Origin of the sequence: Actinomadura fibrosa (assembly GCF_900659615.1) — a bacterium.
Lineage (GTDB): Bacteria > Actinomycetota > Actinomycetes > Streptosporangiales > Streptosporangiaceae > Spirillospora > Spirillospora fibrosa.
The window spans coordinates 1-17,696 of record NZ_CAACUY010000191.1; the positions used below are offsets into that span (position 1 = coordinate 1).

At 71.4% G+C, this 17,696-nt stretch carries 21 protein-coding genes; 13 read left to right on the forward strand and 8 right to left on the reverse strand.

Annotation, left to right across the window (positions count from 1 at the left end):
• A partial coding sequence (locus E1300_RS37285; protein WP_131761833.1) for a serine/threonine-protein kinase occupies positions 1-875 on the reverse strand: 875 nt, incomplete at its 3' end.
• Positions 876-967: 92 nt separating this feature from the next.
• Here E1300_RS37285 and E1300_RS37290 point away from each other — a divergent pair.
• On the forward strand, positions 968-1,543 hold the full coding sequence (locus E1300_RS37290) for a DUF4870 domain-containing protein (protein WP_131761834.1): 576 nt from the start codon (positions 968-970) through the stop codon (positions 1,541-1,543).
• 5 nt (positions 1,544-1,548) lie between these two features.
• On the opposite strand, the gene E1300_RS37295 is transcribed toward E1300_RS37290, so the two are convergent.
• Positions 1,549-2,373, reverse strand: coding sequence for an LLM class F420-dependent oxidoreductase (locus tag E1300_RS37295; RefSeq protein ID WP_131761835.1), 825 nt, complete (start codon positions 2,371-2,373; stop codon positions 1,549-1,551).
• A gap of 155 nt (positions 2,374-2,528) precedes the next feature.
• On the opposite strand from E1300_RS37295, the gene E1300_RS37300 reads away from it, so the two are divergent.
• Genes E1300_RS37300 through E1300_RS37310 form a run of 3 tightly spaced genes read left to right on the forward strand, consistent with a single transcriptional unit; the run spans position 2,529 to position 5,486 of the window.
• Positions 2,529-3,353 carry an alpha/beta fold hydrolase gene (locus E1300_RS37300; RefSeq protein ID WP_131761836.1) on the forward strand — a complete coding sequence of 275 codons (825 nt, stop codon included), beginning with the start codon at positions 2,529-2,531 and terminating at the stop codon, positions 3,351-3,353.
• The gene (locus E1300_RS37305; RefSeq protein ID WP_131761837.1) at positions 3,350-4,600 is read left to right on the forward strand and encodes an LLM class flavin-dependent oxidoreductase; all 1,251 of its coding nucleotides are present in this window, start codon (positions 3,350-3,352) and stop codon (positions 4,598-4,600) included. The genes E1300_RS37300 and E1300_RS37305 overlap by 4 nt, the downstream gene beginning before the upstream one ends.
• Before the next feature lie 4 nt (positions 4,601-4,604).
• Positions 4,605-5,486, forward strand: coding sequence for a TIGR03619 family F420-dependent LLM class oxidoreductase (locus E1300_RS37310; protein WP_131761838.1), 882 nt, complete (start codon positions 4,605-4,607; stop codon positions 5,484-5,486).
• A 108-nt stretch (positions 5,487-5,594) separates the two neighbouring features.
• Here E1300_RS37310 and E1300_RS37315 read toward each other — a convergent pair whose 3' ends face one another.
• Positions 5,595-6,023, reverse strand: a complete 429-nt coding sequence (locus E1300_RS37315; protein ID WP_131761839.1) for an ATP-binding protein — start codon at positions 6,021-6,023, stop codon at positions 5,595-5,597.
• Between the two features lie 161 nt (positions 6,024-6,184).
• On the opposite strand from E1300_RS37315, the gene E1300_RS37320 reads away from it, so the two are divergent.
• From E1300_RS37320 to E1300_RS37350, 7 genes are all read left to right on the forward strand, one after another.
• Positions 6,185-6,979: a helix-turn-helix domain-containing protein gene (locus E1300_RS37320; RefSeq protein ID WP_165503166.1), complete on the forward strand. Its 795-nt coding sequence runs from the start codon at positions 6,185-6,187 to the stop codon at positions 6,977-6,979.
• A complete protein-coding gene (locus tag E1300_RS37325; protein WP_131761841.1) occupies positions 6,970-7,155 on the forward strand; it encodes a DUF397 domain-containing protein in 186 nt (61 codons plus the stop codon). The genes E1300_RS37320 and E1300_RS37325 overlap by 10 nt, the downstream gene beginning before the upstream one ends.
• A gap of 49 nt (positions 7,156-7,204) precedes the next feature.
• On the forward strand, positions 7,205-7,510 hold the full coding sequence (locus tag E1300_RS37330) for a DUF397 domain-containing protein (protein WP_131761842.1): 306 nt from the start codon (positions 7,205-7,207) through the stop codon (positions 7,508-7,510).
• 12 nt (positions 7,511-7,522) lie between these two features.
• Positions 7,523-8,185 carry a cysteine hydrolase family protein gene (locus tag E1300_RS37335; RefSeq protein ID WP_207400173.1) on the forward strand — a complete coding sequence of 221 codons (663 nt, stop codon included), beginning with the start codon at positions 7,523-7,525 and terminating at the stop codon, positions 8,183-8,185.
• 287 nt (positions 8,186-8,472) lie between these two features.
• Positions 8,473-9,096, forward strand: a complete 624-nt coding sequence (locus E1300_RS37340; RefSeq protein ID WP_131761843.1) for an RNA polymerase sigma factor — start codon at positions 8,473-8,475, stop codon at positions 9,094-9,096.
• Positions 9,093-10,226 carry a hypothetical protein gene (locus E1300_RS37345; RefSeq protein WP_131761844.1) on the forward strand — a complete coding sequence of 378 codons (1,134 nt, stop codon included), beginning with the start codon at positions 9,093-9,095 and terminating at the stop codon, positions 10,224-10,226. The genes E1300_RS37340 and E1300_RS37345 overlap by 4 nt, the downstream gene beginning before the upstream one ends.
• A gap of 7 nt (positions 10,227-10,233) precedes the next feature.
• Entirely contained in the window at positions 10,234-10,830 is a 597-nt protein-coding gene (locus E1300_RS37350) for an O-methyltransferase (protein ID WP_131761845.1), read from the forward strand.
• Between the two features lie 2 nt (positions 10,831-10,832).
• Here the strand turns inward: E1300_RS37350 and E1300_RS37355 are convergent, their stop codons facing one another.
• Positions 10,833-11,516 (reverse strand): cyclase family protein, encoded by a 684-nt coding sequence (locus tag E1300_RS37355; RefSeq protein WP_131761846.1) that lies wholly within the window; start codon positions 11,514-11,516, stop codon positions 10,833-10,835.
• A gap of 90 nt (positions 11,517-11,606) precedes the next feature.
• On the opposite strand from E1300_RS37355, the gene E1300_RS37360 reads away from it, so the two are divergent.
• Positions 11,607-12,434: a HipA family kinase gene (locus tag E1300_RS37360; RefSeq protein WP_131761847.1), complete on the forward strand. Its 828-nt coding sequence runs from the start codon at positions 11,607-11,609 to the stop codon at positions 12,432-12,434.
• Positions 12,431-12,832: a DUF3037 domain-containing protein gene (locus E1300_RS37365; RefSeq protein WP_131761848.1), complete on the forward strand. Its 402-nt coding sequence runs from the start codon at positions 12,431-12,433 to the stop codon at positions 12,830-12,832. The genes E1300_RS37360 and E1300_RS37365 overlap by 4 nt, the downstream gene beginning before the upstream one ends.
• Before the next feature lie 158 nt (positions 12,833-12,990).
• Here E1300_RS37365 and E1300_RS37370 read toward each other — a convergent pair whose 3' ends face one another.
• From E1300_RS37370 to E1300_RS37385, 4 genes are all read right to left on the reverse strand, one after another.
• On the reverse strand, positions 12,991-13,899 hold the full coding sequence (locus tag E1300_RS37370; protein ID WP_131761849.1) for a hypothetical protein: 909 nt from the start codon (positions 13,897-13,899) through the stop codon (positions 12,991-12,993).
• A gap of 193 nt (positions 13,900-14,092) precedes the next feature.
• Positions 14,093-15,241: a S8 family peptidase gene (locus E1300_RS37375; protein WP_131761850.1), complete on the reverse strand. Its 1,149-nt coding sequence runs from the start codon at positions 15,239-15,241 to the stop codon at positions 14,093-14,095.
• Positions 15,242-15,584: 343 nt separating this feature from the next.
• On the reverse strand, positions 15,585-16,547 hold the full coding sequence (locus E1300_RS37380; RefSeq protein ID WP_131761851.1) for a hypothetical protein: 963 nt from the start codon (positions 16,545-16,547) through the stop codon (positions 15,585-15,587).
• 103 nt (positions 16,548-16,650) lie between these two features.
• Positions 16,651-17,493 (reverse strand): GNAT family N-acetyltransferase, encoded by an 843-nt coding sequence (locus E1300_RS37385; protein WP_131761853.1) that lies wholly within the window; start codon positions 17,491-17,493, stop codon positions 16,651-16,653.
• Positions 17,494-17,696 lie beyond the last annotated feature (203 nt).

The window sequence follows — 17,696 nt, forward strand, 5'->3', positions numbered from 1 at the left end:
GCCTCCGCGCGCGCACCGGCGTGCGCGAGGACGGCGCCGCTGTGCACCGGCGCCTCGCCCAGCAGAGCGGGCAGCACCTCCGCGGCGGACGGACGCAGGGCCGGGTCCCGGGCCAGGCACCGCGCCGCGAGCTCGCGCAGCGGACCCGAGAGCGCGCCGAGCTCGACCTCGCCCTGCAAGATCCGGGTGATGACCGCGGTCATCGTGTCGTCGCCGAACGCGGGACGGCCGCACGACGCGAACACCATCGTCGAGGCCCACGCGAACATGTCGGCGGGCGGCCCCGCGCGCTCGCCCCTGAGCTGCTCGGGCGCCATGTACGCGGGGGTGCCGATCGCCCCGCTGGAGGTGATCGTCGCGCCGTCCAGCGCCCGCGCGATCCCGAAGTCGATCACCCGCGGGCCGTCCGAGCCGAGCAGGACGTTGTGCGGCTTGAAGTCCCGGTGCACGACGCCCGCCCGGTGGATCGCCACCAGCGCCGTCGCCGTCCCCACCGCGAGCCGCTGCAACGCGCCGCCCGTGCGCGGCCCGCCGTGCACGACCACGTGGTGCAGGGACGGGCCGTCCACGTACTCGCTGACGATGTACGGGCGGTCACCCGCCAGGTCGGCGTCCAGGATGGCGGCGGTGCAGAACTCCGCGACCCGCTTGGCCGTGTCCAGCTCGCGCATGAACCGGGCGCGGGCCTCCGGGTCGTGCCCCAGCCCCGCGCGCAGCAGCTTGACCGCGACGTACCCGGCGTTGCCGCCCACCGCGCCGGGGTCGGCCTCGCCGAGGTAGACGACGCCCTGGCCGCCCTCGCCCAACCGGCCCGACAGCCGGTAGGGGCCGAGCCGCTCCGGATCGCCCGGGCGCAGTGCGTCCACCGCCGGCATGTCTTCCCCCCGCTCCGCGAGACGCCGCGTCGGCGAGCCCGGTTCCGCTAGATTCCTGCTGGACGCTCCCGTAGGAGAAAAGGGAAACGCTAGTGACCGAGCCCCCCTCGACGCCACCCGGTGCGGACGATCAGCCGCCGCCGCATCCCTCGCCCTACGGGCAGCCACAGGGCGCCTACGGGCCGCCACCGGGCACCCCTTCCGGGGAACCTCCCGGCGGCGGGCCGCACGGCGGGCACCCCGGCGGCCACTACGACCCGTCCTTCGGCTACGGCCCGCCCGGCGTCCCGCAGGGGCCGCCCGGCATGGTCCAGGAGCAGGACAAGACCTGGGCGATCTTCACCTACGTCGGCATGGCGGTCGTCGGCTTCCTGGCGCCGCTGATCATCTACTTCGTGAAGAAGAACGAGTCGGGGTTCATCCGGTTCCACGCGGCGCAGGCGCTGAACTTCCAGATCACGCTGCTGATCCACCTCCTGGCCGTCGCCGCCGTCTGCGTGCCGGTCGCGATCGCCGCCGACTCCCCGGCGCCCCTCATCCCGCTGGCCGTGCCCTACCTGGAGCTGGTCATCGGGCAGTGGGTCTTCCTGATCCTCGGCGCGGTGAAGGCGGGCAAGGCCCAGTACTACCGGTTCCCGACCTTCTTCTGCTTCCGCATGATCCGATAGCCCGGTCAGAGGTACGCGCGCGCGTACTCGTCCAGGACGGGCAGCACCGCCTCCCGCCCGGCGGCGGGTACGCGCAGCACGACCTCCTCGACGCCCAGCGAGGCGTAGTAGGCGAGCTTCTCCGGCGTCGGCACCGTCCCGAACGGGACCACGTCCACCATCGGACGGCCCGCGTCCGCGCAGGCCCGGCGCAGGTCCGGCAGCGCCTCCCGGATCCCGGCGCCGCCGATGGGCATCCAGCCGTCCCCGTACTCGGCGATGTGGGCGAACAGGGTCGGGCCGGGCGCGCCGCCGAGCAGCACCGGCACCCGCCCGGCGGGCTTAGGCCATGACCAGCTCGCCTCGAACGCGACGAACTCCCCCTTGAAGGACGCCTCCTCGTCCGTCCACAGCGCCCGCATGGCGAGGACGTGCTCGCGGACCACCGCGCGGCGCCGCTTCCACGGGACGCCGTGGTCGGCGCCCTCCTCGGCGTTCCAGCCGTACCCGATACCGAGCGCGACCCGTCCGCCGGAGAGCCGGTCGAGGGTCGCGACGGCCTTGGCGGTGACGATCGGCTCGCGCTGCGCGGGCAGCAGGATGCCCGTCCCGAGCCGGATCCGCTCCGTCACCACCGCGGCGGCGGCCAGGGACACGAACGGGTCGAGCGTCCGCGCGTACTCGTCCGGCAGCTCGTCGGCACCGGTCGGCGGAGCCGTCCGCCGCGACACCGGGATGTGCGTGTGCTCGGGGACGTAAAGGGACGCGAACCCCCGCTCCTCCGCCTCCCGCGCCAGCTCGTGCGGCGGCATCGTCAGGTCGGTCGCGAACATCGTGATCCCCAGCCGCATGCCCGCGGCCTCCTCTCCGTCCGGATTCCGGCCGCGTTCCGTCCGCGACGCACCTCACACCCTAACGACTCGACCAAGCGATTGCTCGGCTGTTCCGATTTGATGTAGCGTGCGCTTGTTCGGGATGTCGCGGAACCGCACCGGAGAGGGGACCCATGCCGTTCGCCGACCTCGGGGATGCGCGCCTCTTCTACACCGACGACGCGCCGGAGCCCGGCACCGGCCCCCGCCCGCCCCTCCTGCTCGTGCACGGCTTCGCCGCCGACTCGCAGGACTGGGCCTGGCACATCGCCGGCCTCCGCGCCGCCGGCCACCGCGTCATCGCCCCCGACCTGCGCGGGCACGGCTGGTCCTCCGCCCCCGCCGACGGCTACCGCCCCGAGGACCTCGCCGAGGACCTCGTCCGCCTCCTCGACCACCTCGGCGTCGACCGGGTCGTCCCGATCGGGCACTCGATGGGCGCGATGGTCGTCACGGCCCTCGCCCTCGCCCACCCCGGCCGCGTCGAGGCGCTCGTCTGCGTCGACCCCGGCTACGGGCAGCCCCCGGAGATCGCCGCGTTCCTCCCGAGCATCGTGGACGGCGTCCGCCGCGACCCCCATGCGGCCGTCCTGGACGCCGAGAAGGTCCTCTACGTCGAGGACACCCCGGCGCACATCCGCACCGCCCACGCCCGCAAGATCCTCGCCACCCCCGAGCACGTGCTCACCGGCGCCTTCCCCGCGCTGTTCGACGGCGACGACGCCTGGGGCGCGCGGCCCGCGTCCGACGCCCGCGTCGCCGCCCGCGCCTGCCCCGTCCTCACGATCTGGGCGAACGAGGAGCGCGCGGCATGGGAGAGCGCGCTGTTCAAGCATCCCGCCTCCCGGGCCGTCGCCTGGCCCGAGTGCGGGCACCGGCTGCACGAGGAGCGGCCGGACCGTTTCCTGCTCGCCGTCAAGAACTGGTTCGAGGAACTCGACAAGGAGAAGTCCGCGTGAAGTTTTCCATCTTCCTTAACCCCCAGATTCCCGGGTCTGGCTGGGCCTCCGAGGAGAACGCCAAGGCCAAGCGGCCGATCGGACGGGACGTCGAGTCGTACCAGAAGCTGCTCCACGAGGTCCGCGAGATCGCCGTCCACGCGGACCAGATCGGCTTCGACGCCCTCATGATGACCGAGCACCACTTCCACTCGGAGGGCTTCGAGTTCTCGGTCAACCCCCTCATGTTCCTGACCGACCTCGCCGCCCGCACCGAGCGGATCCTCCTCGCCCCCCTCGGCATCGTCCTGCCCGCCTGGGACCCGATCCGCGCCGCCGAGGACGTCGCCCTCCTCGACCACTTCTCCAAGGGACGGCTCCGCCTCGGCGTCGCCCGCGGCTACCAGAACCGCTGGATGAACGTCCTCGGCCAGCGCTGGCACGCCGCCGCGGCCCGCTCGGACGGCTCCAAGTCCGACGACCGCAACTTCGACGTGTTCGGCGAAGTCCTGAAGATCATGAAGATGGCCTGGGCGCAGGACTCCCTCCGCTACAAGAGCGACGTCCTCGACTACGAGATCCCCGCCCCCTTCAGCGGCATCGAGGGCTGGCCCGCCCAGGAGTGGACGCAGACGTTCGGCGCCCCCGGCGAGATCGACGAGAACGGCGTCATCCAGCAGGTCTCCGTCTGCCCCAAGCCGTACCAGAACCCGCACCCCGAGCTGTGGCAGCCGTTCACCGTCTCCGACCGGTCGGTCATCCGCGCCGCGCAGGAGGGCATCCTCCCCTGGATGTTCACCCCGAACCCCGACGACCACGCCGCCAAGGCCAAGCTCTACCAGGAGGAGTGCGCCCGCCAGGGCAAGGACTACAAGCTCGGCGAGCACACCGGCATCCTCAAGATCGTCGGGATGGCGGACACCCGCGAGGAGGCCATCGAGACCTACGGCAAGGGCATGCAGAAGGACTTCGCGTCCTTCTTCGGCCCCTTCGGCTACCTGGAGGTCCTCCGCAAGAAGGAGGACGACAGCCACAAGCCCATCTCCCCCGAGAAGGGCGACTTCAAGCGCATGAACGACGTCGAGATGGCCCTCCTCGGCACCCCCGACGACGTCAAGCGCGGCATCCAGCGCATGCTCGACCGGATGCCCGACCTCGAATGGTTCGGCCTGTTCATGCAGGGCCAGCAGGGCGTCCTCCCGCTCGACACCGTCAAGCGGAACCTGGAGATGTTCGCCACCAAGGTCATCCCCGAGTTCCAGGACTGACCCGGTGGAGTTCTGGCTCGGCTCGTCGTTCTCCGGCGCGGGCGAGTACCTCGATCTCGCCCGCGCCGCAGACCGCCTCGGCTACGACGTCGTCACCGTCTCGGACCACCTGTTCTACGCCGACTACGACACGCCCTACCCGTACTCGCCGACGGGCGTCCCGCCCTACAGGCAGGAGACCCACTGGCCCGACCCGTGGGTCACCATCGGCGCGATGTCGTCCGTCACCGAACGGGTCCGCTTCGCCACCAACGTCTACATCCCGCCCGTCCGCGACCTGTTCACCGTCGCCAAGGCCGTCTCCACGGCCGCGGTCCTCTCCAACGACCGCGCGATCCTCGGCGTGGGCGTCGGCTGGTGCAAGGACGAGTTCCTCCAGACGGGCCAGGACTTCCACACCCGCGGCAAGCGCCTGGACGAGATGCTCCCCGCCCTCCGCACCCTCTGGCAGGGCGGCATGGTCGAACACCACGGCACCTACTACGACTTCGGCCCGCTCAGCATCGCCCCCGTCCCGGACAAGCCCGTCCCCGTCTACATCGGCGGCGACAGCGACGCCGCCCTCCGCCGCGCCGCCCGCGCGGGCGACGGCTGGATCGGCAACCGCATCTACTCCGAAGACCAGCTCGGCGAACTCCTCACCCGCCTCACCGGCTTCCTCTCCGAACACGGCAGAACCCTCGACGACCTCGCCGTCATCGCCCCCATCGGCGCGATGCCCAGCGCGGACCTCTACCGCAAATGGGCCGACCGCGGCGTCCGAGGCACCCTGGCCGCCCCCTGGTGGACGGCATCACCCGAAGAGAAGGCGACCCACGGCAAGGGCCTGGCCCTCAAGCTGGCCACCATGGAACGCTTCGCCGAAGAGGTCATGGCCAAGATGTGACCCCAACGGCGGCGGCGCGGCCCCCACCCCCCACGCCGCCGCCGTCGGCCAGCGCCGCGTCCACCGGGCCACCGGGCCACCGGGAAACGTGGGCCATTCCAGCGGACTTCATCCACGCTGGACCGCCCGCACGACCGCCCACACGATCTTCCCGCCGCCCGGCGGCCACACGACACCCCACCGCGCGCTCAACTGCTCGACCATGAGCACTCCGCGTCCGCACACAGCCACGTCGCTCGCGTCCTTGACCTCGGGCACCCCCGCCTCCGCCCGATCCCAGACCTCGACGACGGCCCCTTCCTCGGACACGTACGTACGCACGACCACGTCGTCCACCCCACCGTGCTGGACGGCATTCGTGGCGAGCTCCCCCGCGACCGTCCGCAGAACATAAAGAGCCATCGCGTCGATCACCCCCTCATACGCGCCGGCCACGAAGTCGCGCACACTTTTGATCGATTCCGGCCGCGCCTCAACCGAGATCGAGAACACGCGCCCCACCGCCTCCGGCCGCCCGCGCACCGGCTCCGTTTTCATGGCGCACCATCCCCTTCCGGGACCTTCATCCCAATTCACCGTGTGTCACCGAACGCACACCATGAAGCCATGCGGAGCCGTACATTCTGAGGACAGTCGAGCAATGCCAACGACTAACTAACATCCGCTGTCCGAAGGACTCACCCGGGAGGACGATCATTGTGGCGCGCACCCGAAGGATCTCCCCGGAACTACTGAGCTTCGGGGCGGAGATCAAGCGGCTACGCAATGCGGCGGGCCTGAGCCAGGCGCAACTCGCCAAGATGACCAACGTGACCCGCAGCTACATCACGCAGGTTGAGACGGGACACACACGCTGCCGACGCGATTTCGCCGTCCGCCTGGACCGCTCCTTCAGATCAGGCACGACGGTCGTGGAAGCATGGGAAGAACTCTTGGAGGCCATCAAGGTCCTGCACTATCCGGACTTCTTCATGAGCTTCCCCAGGGCCGAAGCATCCGCCGTCATGCTCCGCGCCTACGAGGAGCGAGTAATCTACGGCCTCTTCCAGACAGAAGCCTATATCCGCGCTCTCCTAGACGACGAAGAGGCGATCAAGGGAAGGCTGAAAAGACAAGAGATCCTGGACAACGAGCCCCGCCCAACGATCTCCGTAGTGATGGACGAGACGGTCCTCTACCGCCAAGTCGGCACGAAGAGCGTGATGAGAGAGCAGCTTGAGCATTTGATCGAGCTGTCCAAGCGGGACTGGATCAACATCCAGATCGTCCCCATCCGCTACATCCGCAACTTGTGGACTTCCTTCGCCATCGCCACTCAAGCCGACCAACGTCAGGTGGTCTATACCGACAAAGCCTATGGGGGCGAGACATCTACACAAGCGCGAGACATAGAGATCGTGAGCAATACCTTTGTTACACTGCAGGCCGAGGCGCTGAACGCGATAGATACGCGCGCGCTCATCAGGAAGGTGGTCGACGACAGATGGACCTGACCGGAGCCGCTTGGCGCAAGGCATCTCGCAGCAACGACTCCGGAGCCAACTGCGTAGAACTGGCTCCGCTATCCGCTGCGATCGCGATCCGCGACAGCAAGGACGTCGACGGCGACGTCCTACTGCTGACCCCACGAGACTTCCGTCACCTCACAGACACCATCAAGAACCTCTGATCGGCGCGCGATGGGTACGCGGACGCGCATCAGGAGATGATCAATCATCATGAACCTGACTGGAGCCGCTTGGCGGAAGGCGTCCCGGAGCAACGACTCAGGGGACGCCTGCGTCGAACTGGCGGTGGCCTGGCGCAAGGCATCCCGCAGCAACGACTCCGGCGACAACTGCGTCGAGTTGGCGGTCGCTTGGCGCAGGGCCGTCCAGAGCACCGACTCCGGGGACAACTGCGTGGAGCTTCGGTCGGTGCCTGGGGCGATCGCGGTCCGTGACAGCAAGGATGTCGACGGCGGGGTCCTGCTGCTGACTCCGCGGGCCTTCCGGGAACTCGCGGGAGCGATCAAGGAGCGCTGACGGGACGGGCCGGTGAACGGGCCGCCCATGCTCCACGCCTGGCGGATCGACGAGCGGGAGTACGTCCGCCAAGAAAGGCGACGCGGCCGACGTCACGCCTACTCGTGCCTTGCTCCCGAGCGGACGGCGCTGGTCGTGATCGACATGGTGCCGTTCTTCGTGGCCGAGTCGCCCTACGCGCTCGGCATCGTCCCGAACATCGCTCGTCTGGCGACCGCCCTGCGCGACGCCGGAGGCCTGATCGCGTGGGTCCTCCCGGCAGGCACTCCGGCGCGCGAGGAGTTCTACGGCGAGCGTGCGGCCAAACTCTTCGATCGGTCATTCGGCAGCGGGCCGTTACGGGAGCGGCTCTGGCCGGCGTTCGAGGTTCACGACCACGACACCATCGTCCAGAAGACCGCCGCCAGCGCCTTCTTCCCAGGCCGCTGCCCGCTCCCGGATGTGCTGGACGAGCGCGGGATCGACACGGTCCTGATCACCGGCACGGTCACCAACGTGTGCTGCGAGTCCTCCGCGCGAGACGCGAGCACGCTGGGATATCGGGTCATCATGGTCGCCGACGCGAACGCCGCGTCCCGCGACGAGGACCACAACGCCACGCTCCGCACGATCTACCGCTCCTTCGGCGACGCCCGCCCCACCACCGACGTCCTAGACCTGATCGCCACGTCCTGACGAACGCTGGGAGCGTCCTCGACGTGACCCGTTGGCCGGAGGGCGGGCAGACTGCACCGATGGGCCGCGACAAGCACGAGGGGTTCTGGGACGAGCCGTTCTACCGGGTGCGCACCCACCTCTTCGGCGCCTTGACGAGGACGAGGAGTAGGCGCGGCGCGTTCCAGGTCGTTCGACGGGACGACGGGTCGGCGCGCTGGCGGACATGTGTCGGGTGGGGTGTGAAGGCGGGGGTGGGGATCGGTTGAGAACTGGGTGACCGCTTCCCCCAGTACGAGGATGTGCCCATGGCCGATGATCGACCGCAGCATCCCGGCGCGCCGCCCGGGCCCGGAACGAATCCATCGGACGCCGAGGCCATCGTCCGTTCGCGACGTGAGCCGGCCGCGTTCGCGGAGGTGTTCCACCGCCACTTCGCCGAGATCCACAGGTACGCGGCCCGCAGGCTCGGCCCGGACGTGGCCGACGACATCGCGGCCGAGACGTTCCTCGCCGCCTTCCACCGGCGCGAGCGGTTCGACCCGGAGCGGGGGGCCGTGCGCCCGTGGCTGTACGGCATCGCGACCCGGCTGGTCGCGCTGCACCGGCGCGCGGAGGGCCGCTACTACCGGGCGCTCGCGCGGACGCCCGTCGAGGACGTCCAGGACGGTCACGAGGAGCGGATCTCGGCGTCCGTCACCGCTGGCGGCGCGAGCGCGGACCTGGCCGCGGCGCTGGCGAGGCTGTCGCGCGGGGACCGGGATGTCCTGCTGCTGGTGGCGCTCGCCGACCTGTCGTACGAGGAGGTCGGGCAGGCGCTCGGCCTGAAGACCGGGACCGTCGCGTCCCGGCTGCACCGGGCACGGCGCCGGTTGCGGGAGGCGCTCGGCGGGACGAACCCCACACTGCTCATCGAGGAGGCGGCCACGTGAACGGCATGGAGACGAACGAGATGGAGCGGGTCCGGGGTCTCCTTCGCGAGCCGCCGCCTCCGTCGGCCGAGGTCACGGCGAAGGCCCTCGGCATGCTTGAGGACGCCATGGGCCCCGGCCGGAAGCACCGGCCCCGCCGGGTGCCTCGGACGGGCTTCCGGCACTGGACGCGTCCGGCGATGCTCGTCCCTGCGCTGGTCACCGCCACGGCGGTCACGGCCGCGTCGTACGTCGCGCTCCGAGGGAACGAGACGTCCGATACGCCGCAGTTGTCGCGGGAGCAGATCCAGGCCGAGAGCGTCGCGGCCCGAACGCTGCTCCTCGACGCGGCGGCCGCCGTGCGGAAGCAGCGGCCCGTACCGCCGGGCGGCTGGTGGCGGCAGCGTGTGATCGACGGTCAGGCGTACCACGCGAGCGGACGCGGCGCCGGCTACACGATCTACATGGAGGTCGACAACGACTCCTGGCAGTCCCGCACCACGCGGGACTACCGGTTCTTCAAGACTCCTCGTCCCGTCGGGCCACGGACGCCCGCGGACACGACCGCCTGGCGTGCCGCGGGCTCGCCCCTGCGCTGGCAGGTCGAGGCCGACGGGGACAAGGTCGAGCTGACCCGCGACAACCGCAAGCCGCCGCAGTACGAGGGGTCGTCGTACGTGCGCATGCCCAATCGCGACGATGGCACGAGCGCCGATGTGGCCTCACGGATCCGCGCCGGCAAGGACCCGGCGGCGTTCGTCGCCGCGATGAAGCGGGATCCCGGTTTCGTCGAGGGCAGCGCCCAGATGCTGATGACGGGCAGCCGCTACCTCGGCGACAAGCTCGCGTCCCCCGCGGCCCGCGCCGCCGTCTTCCGGACGCTCGCCGACCTGCGCGGGATCCGGTCCGTCGGGAACGTGAAGGACGCGAGCGGACGGACGGGCGTCGCCCTCGCCACCCCCTGGATCACCCGCGTCGACGGCACGGTCGTGGAGTACCAGCTCGTCCTGGATCGGCGCACCTTCGACATCCTGGGCGACCAGATGATCGTCAAGAAGGAGGGGAAGGACCACATTCCCGTGGGCGCGCTGTTCTCCTACGGCTACACCGTGCAGGAGAACTGGACGAACGCGGCCCCGCCCGCGCGTTGACCTCGGCATGGCGCTTCAGGGGACGGACGGCTATGACGGGGTCGGTGACCTTCCTCCGCTGGTCCGGCGGGCCGTGGACGCGGCGCGGCGCAGCGGGTTCGCGTTCTCGTGCAGGCCGGAGCAGGGGCGCCTGCTCAGCGTGCTCGCCGGTGGCGTGCAGGAGCGCATCGGCGAGACGGGGACGGGATGCGGCGTCGGGCTGGCGTGGCTCGCGTCCGGCGCAAGGCAAGGGGTACGGCTCGTCAGCGTGGAACGCGACCGGGAGAGGGCTCGTGTCGCCGCAGGCGTCTTCGATGGCCTCGGCCACGTCGAGGTGCTGCATGACGGCTGGGAGGCCATCGCCGATCACGGCCCGTTCGACCTGCTCGTCCTCGACGGGGGCGGTCAGGGCAAGGACGGCGCGGCCGCCGATCCGGCGCGGCTGCTGAAGCCGGGCGGCGTCGTGGTGATCGACGACTTCACCCCGGCGACGGCGTGGCCGCCGATGTTCGGCGGTTCGCCCGACCTCGCCCGCCTGCACTGGCTGGAGCACGTCGATCTCCACGCAGCCGAGCTGCGCCTGGCGGCCGACCTCAGCGTCATCGTCGGCACCCGCTACCGGTGAGGTCAGACCAGGACGGCACGGTCGTCCACGCGGGCGACCGCGCGGACGGGCGCGCCGTCCGCGCCCGCCAGGGCGATCGGGAAGAGCGACACCTCGATCGCGCAGCCCGCCTCCTGGGCGTCCAGGAGGCGGGCCAGGCCGGTGAGGTTCTCGGCGATGACGGCGCCCGCGCCGCACAGGGCGCGGTGCGCGGCGAGCGAGAAGTCCTCGTCGCCGGGCGGCGGGGTGCGGTCGACGCTCAGCGCGTCGATCCCGACCGTCCGGACGCCGGCGGCGGCCACCGCCTCCGCCGTCTCCGGCGCGAGATACGGGTGGGCGAGGTAGGCGTCCTCGCCCCAGTGCGCCGACCAGCCGGTAGCGACGAGGAGAACCGTGCCCGCGGTCAGAGAATCGGGGACGACGTCGGGGGGAATGGGTGTCCGCGGTGCGAGGCCCCGGGCGTCCAGGACGAACGCCGGGCCGACGAACCGTTCGAGGGGCAGCTCGTCCAAGCGCGGTAGGGCGTTGTCGATATGGAACGGGGCGTCGACGTGCGTGCCGGACTGCGAGCCCATGTGCAGGCGCAGGACGTTCACGCCGGATTCGGCGACGGTCAGCGCCGGGACGGCCTCGACCTCGGGATCGCCCGGGTAGACCGGCATCCCCGTGGTGATCGGCACCGACAGGTCGACCAGCTCAACGCCCATGCCGCCGATTATCCCGGCTGAAGAGGCCGCCGCGCGTGAGGCCGCCGCCGTCGTCGCCGGGAATCCGGTCCACCCGATAGCGTGGTCGGCGTGTTGCCTCATGTGACAGCCATCCGTTACGTGACGCCGCTGCGTGAGGGCGGGTCGCTGCCGGGCGTCGTCGAGGCCGACGACCTCGGGACGTACGTCATGAAGTTCCATGGCGCCGGGCAGGGCCGCAAGGCGCTCATCGCCGAGGTGGTCGCGGGCGAGCTGGCCCGGCGGCTCGGATTGCGCGTCCCCGACCAGGTGCTGATCGACCTCGATCCGGCCATCGGACGGCACGAACCCGACCCCGACGTCCAGGACCTGCTGAAGGCCAGCCCCGGCTGGAACCTCGGCGTCGACTTCCTGCCGGGCTCGCTCGGGTTCGACCCGCTCGGCTGGAGCGCGGACCCGCTGTTCGCGTCCCGGGTGCTGTGGTTCGACGCGTTCATCGGCAACGTGGACCGGAGCTGGCGCAACCCGAACATGCTGGTCTGGCACGGCGACGTGTGGCTGATCGACCACGGCGCGAGCCTGATCTTCCATCACGCGTGGGCGAACGCGACGCGGCTGTTCTCCGGCCCGTACGACGTCGACGACCACGTGCTCACCCCGTACGCGACGCGGCTGGAGGCGGCGGAGGCCGAGCTGGCCCCCAAGATCACCGAGCCGCTGCTGCGCGAGGTGACGGCACTCGTCCCGGACCGGTGGCTGGAGGGCGAGCCCGGGTTCGCCGATCCCGCCGCGGTGCGCGACGCCTACGTCGACATCCTGCTCCCCCGCGCGGGCAAGCCGCGCGACTGGCTGCCGGACCTGGACGTCAGCGACCGCGCGCCGCACACCGGGACGCGGCGCGGCGAGAAGCGGCCCGGCTGGCTGGGCGGTCCCGCATGAGCAACATCAGGACGGCGGCGGAGCCGACGGTGTTCGAGTACGCGGCGCTGCGCGTGGTCCCCCGCGTGGAACGCGGGGAGGCCATGAACGTCGGTGTCGTGGTCTACTGCCGGGCGCTGGACTTTCTCGGCTGCCGCACGCATCTGGACGAGGACCGCCTGCGCGCCCTCGACTCCGGCCTCGACCTGGAGGGCGTGCGCGCCGCGCTGAAGGGCGTGGACGCCATCTGCTGCGGCGGCGACCGCGCCGGGCAGGCCGCCGCGGAGGCACCGGGCGCCCGCTTCCGCTGGCTCACGGCCCCCCGCAGCACGATCGTCCAGCCGGGCCCCGTCCACGCGGGCCTGACAGGAGACCCAGCAGCAGAGTTGGACCGCCTGCTAGACCTGTTGGTCAAGTAACCCAGGCGAGGACCTGCATGAGCACGCGAACGCGTTAACGGAGCTGAAGCGAGCCGAAGGCGAAGCGGAAGCGGAGATCGCGAAGCGATGCAGCGTTCGCCGCTTTTGCGGTTCGGTCCGAGCCGCCAGGCGAGGGCCGAGGCCGGAAAACAATAAATCTAATCCCATTCCCAGCGGATGCCGTGGTAGCCGGCGGCCATGCCGAACTCGATGAAGTGGGCGCTGTGGTAGCTGGACATCCGCAGGTCGGCGGAGTCCTTGAGGGCGGTGTGGCCGTCGGGGCGCCAGGTGCGGTAGCAGCGGGCGGGCAGCATCGCGGGGTGGAAGCGCACCTCGATGAGGTACTCGTGCTGCGGGGTGCGGAAGCCGCGGCCCTCCTCGGTGACGGGCGGGCCGGTCTCGTCGAAGCCGAAGCCGTACTCCAGGAGGTAGGTCTCGCCGCGGCCGAGGGCGCGGTCGAAGAGCAGTTCGGCGGCGATGAGGCCGCTGGCCTCGTCCATGCGGACGCGGCCGAAGCGGCAGCCGCGGGCGAAGCGGGAGGACGGGAGGATGCCCTGCGGGTGGTGGTAGACGGCGATCCACCGGTCGACGCCGCGCTGCTGGGCCTGGAACACCGCGCGGGTGCGGACTTCGAGGAGTTCGCGGCGGCGTCCGACGACGTGCTGGTCGTGGAGGCTGAGGCCGGTGAGCTGGCGTTCGCCGCGGTCGCCGATCTCGTCCAGGAGGTCCTTGACGCCCGGTTCGGGGCACAGTTCCTCGACCGGCAGCCAGGGGCCGGCCGAGCGTTCGGAGGTGGGCTTGAGGAGGGTCAGCAGGGAGTGGCGCGGCAGTTCGAGGATGACCTCCAGGCCGCGGACGGCGCGGAGCGAGTCGGCGCGCTCCGGCCGGGTCCGGCCGCGCTGCCAGTAGCTCAGCGTCGACAGGCTGACGGCGATGCCCTGCTCCTCCAGGCGCCGCCGCAGCGACTCCAGGCTGAGGCCGCGCGCCTGGATGGCGGCGTGCAGGGCGACGTTGAAGGGACCGTATTGAAGCACCTGGAGGAGATCGTCCTCCGCTACGCGCTGCACAGCTCGGCCTCCGGATCCGCTCCGGCCGGCCCCCGTTTACGGCCTTGACAACTGCACTTGCAATTCCAGCGCTCACTGTAAGGCCCGGGGGCCGCGAAGCCAACAGGCAATTTGTCACAAGGCGAGCCCCGGTGGCCGCGCTCGCGGCCACCGGGGTCCGGTGGCGGTGCCGGGCGGCGAGGCCGCCGCGGCTCTAGAGGGAACGCTTGTTGAGCAGCAGGTTCGGGGTTCCGGAGGGGTTGCCGGTGATCACTCCGCTGGTGGCGTTCGAGGTGAGCCAGCTGCGGATCGTGCTGTAGGACGCGTCGCCGTTGGCGGCCTTGTAGAGGGCCGCGACGCCGGTGACGTGCGGGGTCGCCATCGAGGTGCCGCTGATGGTGTTGGTGCCGCCGTTCAGCCAGGTCGAGGTGATGCTGGTGCCGGGGGCGTAGAGGTCCACGCAGGACCCGTAGTTGCTGTAGGACGCCTTGGCATCGGTGCTGGTGCTCGCGGCGACGGTGGTGGCGTTCGCGGCGCTGGCCGGCGAGTAGTTGCACGCGTTGGCGTTGTCGTTGCCGGCCGCGACGGCGAGGAAGACGCCGGAGCTCGCGAGGCTGTTCGCGGCGGAGTTCACGGAGGACGAGTAGCCGCCGCCGAGGGACATGTTCGCGACGGCGGGGCTGGAGTGGTTGCTCGCCACCCAGTTCATGCCCGCGATGACACCGGAGTTGGTGCCGCTGCCCTGGCAGTTGAGGACGCGGACGCCGCGCAGGTTGACCGACTTCGCGACGCCGTAGCTGGAGCTGCCGACGGTGCCGGCGACGTGGGTGCCGTGGCCGTTGCAGTCGACGCCGTTGCCGCCGGTGGCGTCGTAGACGTTGGTGGCGCGGCCGCCGAACTGCGAGTGCGAGGTGTAGATGCCGGTGTCGATGATGTAGGCGTACACGCCCGCGCCGGTGGCGTTGTAGGTGTAGCTGTTGGACAGCGGGAGGTTCGTCTGGTCGATGCGGTCGATGCCCCAGGACGGCGGGTTCGACTGCGTGGTGGAGGCGTGCACGACGGCGTCCTGCTCGATGGACGCGACGCCGGGCGTGCGGCGGAGCTTGGTGAGCTGGTCGGAGCTGAGCTTCGCGGCGAAGCCGTTGAGCACCTTGCCGAAGCGGAGGGTGGTGCGGATGCCGCGCTTGGACACGGTCGCGTTGACGGACTCGCCGGACTTCAGCGTCACGATGTACTGGCCCGCGACGCCCTGGCCGGGGGCGGCGAGCGCGAGCGGGGCGTTGGGGGTCACGGCCTGGGCCGGAGTGGCCAGGACGGCCACGAGGGGCGCCGCGGCGAGCGCCGCGAGCAGGGGCTTCCTCATCGGAACTCCGTCTTTGTGCGGGGAGCGCGGCCGCTCGGGGGGACGGCCGGGTTCACAAAGCGCGAACGAGTGCATACTCAGGCAAAACGCGAGAAACGGTCAATCCTTCGACACTGACTGGATTTCACTTTTAACAGAGAGTTCACCCGCGAACACGCCGCCCAGAGCCCCCAGGAGGCGCCGCGCGGAGACCCCAGCCACGCGCGCGAGCGCGTTAACGACGCGGGGAGGCGAGGCCGAAGGCGAGCCTCCCCGCGGAGATCGCGAAGCGATGCAGCGCTCGCCCAAGCACGGTCAGGGGGCGAGCCGCCAGGCGAGCCCCCTGGGCCGGGATTGCATAAATTCAGTGCCACTCCCACTCGATGCCGACGATTCCTCGGCGGACGTTGCCGACGGCGAGGTTGGCGCTGCCGGACGTGCCGATCCACAGCTCGCCGAGGCGGCGGCGGGGGGCGTCGGAGGTGTCGGCGGTGAAGCCGTAGCAGCGGGCGGGCAGCCGTCCGCCCTCGAACTGGAGGATCGCGACGTAGTCGTGGACGGGATGGGAGAAGCGCCGGTCGTAGCTGTCGGCGGCCGCGGCGGGGCCGGTCGCGGACGCGGCGGCGGGGCCGAGCTCGTACTCGACCACGGCCGTGTCGCCCGCGGCGAGGACGCGGTCGAGGACGAGCTCGAAGGCCATCAGGCCGTCCTCGGCGCGGATCCGGCCGGGGCGGCAGTACCGCACGCCGGTGATCTCCGCCGCGCCGCCGGGGCGAGGGGACCCGTCGCCCGCGGCCTCCCGGTCCTTGACCGCGCCGGTCCGGTGGACGCAGACGACGCGGTCGATGTCGTCGCCCGCCGCCCGCAGCACCGTCCGGACGGAGAGGCTCCAGGAGCGGCGCGCCTCGTCCAGGCGGTAGACGTCGTGGATGCTGAGCCGTTCGAGCCGGTGGTCGCCGGAGCGGTCGAGCTGGCCGACGAGTTCGGCGTACCGGCCGGGGTCGGGCCACAGGTCGCCGGCGCCGCGGCCGCGGTCCCCGGCGCCGGACGGGCCGGCGGGGAGCCCGCCGCGGCCCGCGCCGCGCACGGGCGGGGCGGTGGGGGCGGGGTCGTCGAGCAGGTCGGTGAGCGTCCCGGCGGGGACCTGGAGGATCTCCTCCAGCGTCGTGACGACCGCGCGCGAGCGCGGCCTGCTGCGCCCCCGCTGCCAGTAGCTCAGGGTGGCGACGCTGACGGTCAGGCCGCGCCGGCCGAGCCGGTGGCGGATCCGCTCCAGGGTCAGCCCGCTCGCCTGGATGGCCTGCCGCAATGCCCCGGCGAACTCCACGGCCGGATGCTACCCGTCCTGGGGCGTTCCGTCAGGATCCGGGGTGGACCTGGGCACGCTGGGACAACCAGGCCACGGGGGTCTTCACGAACAGGAACGGTCCCTAGAACAGGATCGACATGAACGAGCCGATCTCGTCGAAGCCGACCCGCCGGTAGGCCGCCCGGGCCCGCGTGTTGTAGTCGTTGACGTAGAGGGAGACGGTCGGCGCGACCTCCGCGAGGGCCTGCCGGACGACCGCGGACATGCCCGTCACCGACAGGCCGCGGCCCCGCAGGTCGGGCGGCACCCACACGCCCTGCACCTGGCACGCAAGCGGGGTGACGGCGCCGATCTCGGCCTTGAACATGACCCGGCCGTTCTCGATCCGGGCGAACGCGCGGCCGTCGCGGATCAGCTCGGCGACCCGGGCGCGGTAGAGCACGCCCCCGTCACCGGTGTTGGGCGACACCCCGACCTCTTCGGTGAACATCGCCACGCAGGCCGGGTAGACGACGTCGAACTCGTCCATGCGGACGCGGCGGACGGCCGGGTCGGCCTCCACGTCCGGGATGGACGAGGTGGACATCACGGGCTGCGCGGCGCGGACGGCGCGGGGCGGCCCCCAGTAGGGCGCGAGGATCTCCCACAGCTCGCCGACCGCGCCGACCGGCCCGACGATCGACGAGCAGCGCCGGCCCTGGGCCTGCGCCCGCTCGGCGAACGCGCGGACGGCGTCGGGGCCCGCGGCGACGGGGATGAGGTTGGCGCCCGAGTAGCAGAGCGAGACCAGCCGGCCTTCGCGCAGGTAGCCCCACATCTGGGCGCCGAGGCGGCGCGGGTCGAGCCCGGCCGTGTGCACCCGGGAGCTGACGAACACGTTCGCCACCGGGTCGGCGTCGAGGATCGCGAGCGCCTCGGACCGGTACCGGTCGTCCAGGACCCGTACCGGCAGCGACCCCAGCATGCGCACGGCTACCGGCTCCCGGACGGGGCCGGGCGCCGGGCCGGCGCGGCCATCAGGACTGTCAGCACCACGCCGACAAGCCTATGACGTCCCCGGACCCGGCACCTCCACCGGCTCCGGTCCAGGCCGTCCCGGCGCCGCGGCGGCTACCGCGCGTCCGGCCGGGCGAGGGGTGCCGCGGCGTCCTGGGCGAGCACGTCCAT

What these genes read in the sequence shown, in the direction of transcription:
- E1300_RS37340 (WP_131761843.1), top strand. Translation starts at nt 8,473, where the DNA reads ATGGCCGATGATCGACCGCAGCATCCCGGCGCGCCGCCCGGGCCCGGA.
- E1300_RS37365 (WP_131761848.1), top strand. Translation starts at nt 12,431, where the DNA reads ATGAGCAACATCAGGACGGCGGCGGAGCCGACGGTGTTCGAGTACGCG.
- E1300_RS37315 (WP_131761839.1), bottom strand. Translation starts at nt 6,023, where the DNA reads ATGAAAACGGAGCCGGTGCGCGGGCGGCCGGAGGCGGTGGGGCGCGTG.
- E1300_RS37300 (WP_131761836.1), top strand. Translation starts at nt 2,529, where the DNA reads ATGCCGTTCGCCGACCTCGGGGATGCGCGCCTCTTCTACACCGACGAC.
- E1300_RS37375 (WP_131761850.1), bottom strand. Translation starts at nt 15,241, where the DNA reads ATGAGGAAGCCCCTGCTCGCGGCGCTCGCCGCGGCGCCCCTCGTGGCC.
- E1300_RS37330 (WP_131761842.1), top strand. Translation starts at nt 7,205, where the DNA reads ATGAACCTGACTGGAGCCGCTTGGCGGAAGGCGTCCCGGAGCAACGAC.
- E1300_RS37350 (WP_131761845.1), top strand. Translation starts at nt 10,234, where the DNA reads ATGGCGCTTCAGGGGACGGACGGCTATGACGGGGTCGGTGACCTTCCT.
- E1300_RS37295 (WP_131761835.1), bottom strand. Translation starts at nt 2,373, where the DNA reads ATGCGGCTGGGGATCACGATGTTCGCGACCGACCTGACGATGCCGCCG.
- E1300_RS37385 (WP_131761853.1), bottom strand. Translation starts at nt 17,493, where the DNA reads ATGCTGGGGTCGCTGCCGGTACGGGTCCTGGACGACCGGTACCGGTCC.
- E1300_RS37355 (WP_131761846.1), bottom strand. Translation starts at nt 11,516, where the DNA reads ATGGGCGTTGAGCTGGTCGACCTGTCGGTGCCGATCACCACGGGGATG.
- E1300_RS37325 (WP_131761841.1), top strand. Translation starts at nt 6,970, where the DNA reads ATGGACCTGACCGGAGCCGCTTGGCGCAAGGCATCTCGCAGCAACGAC.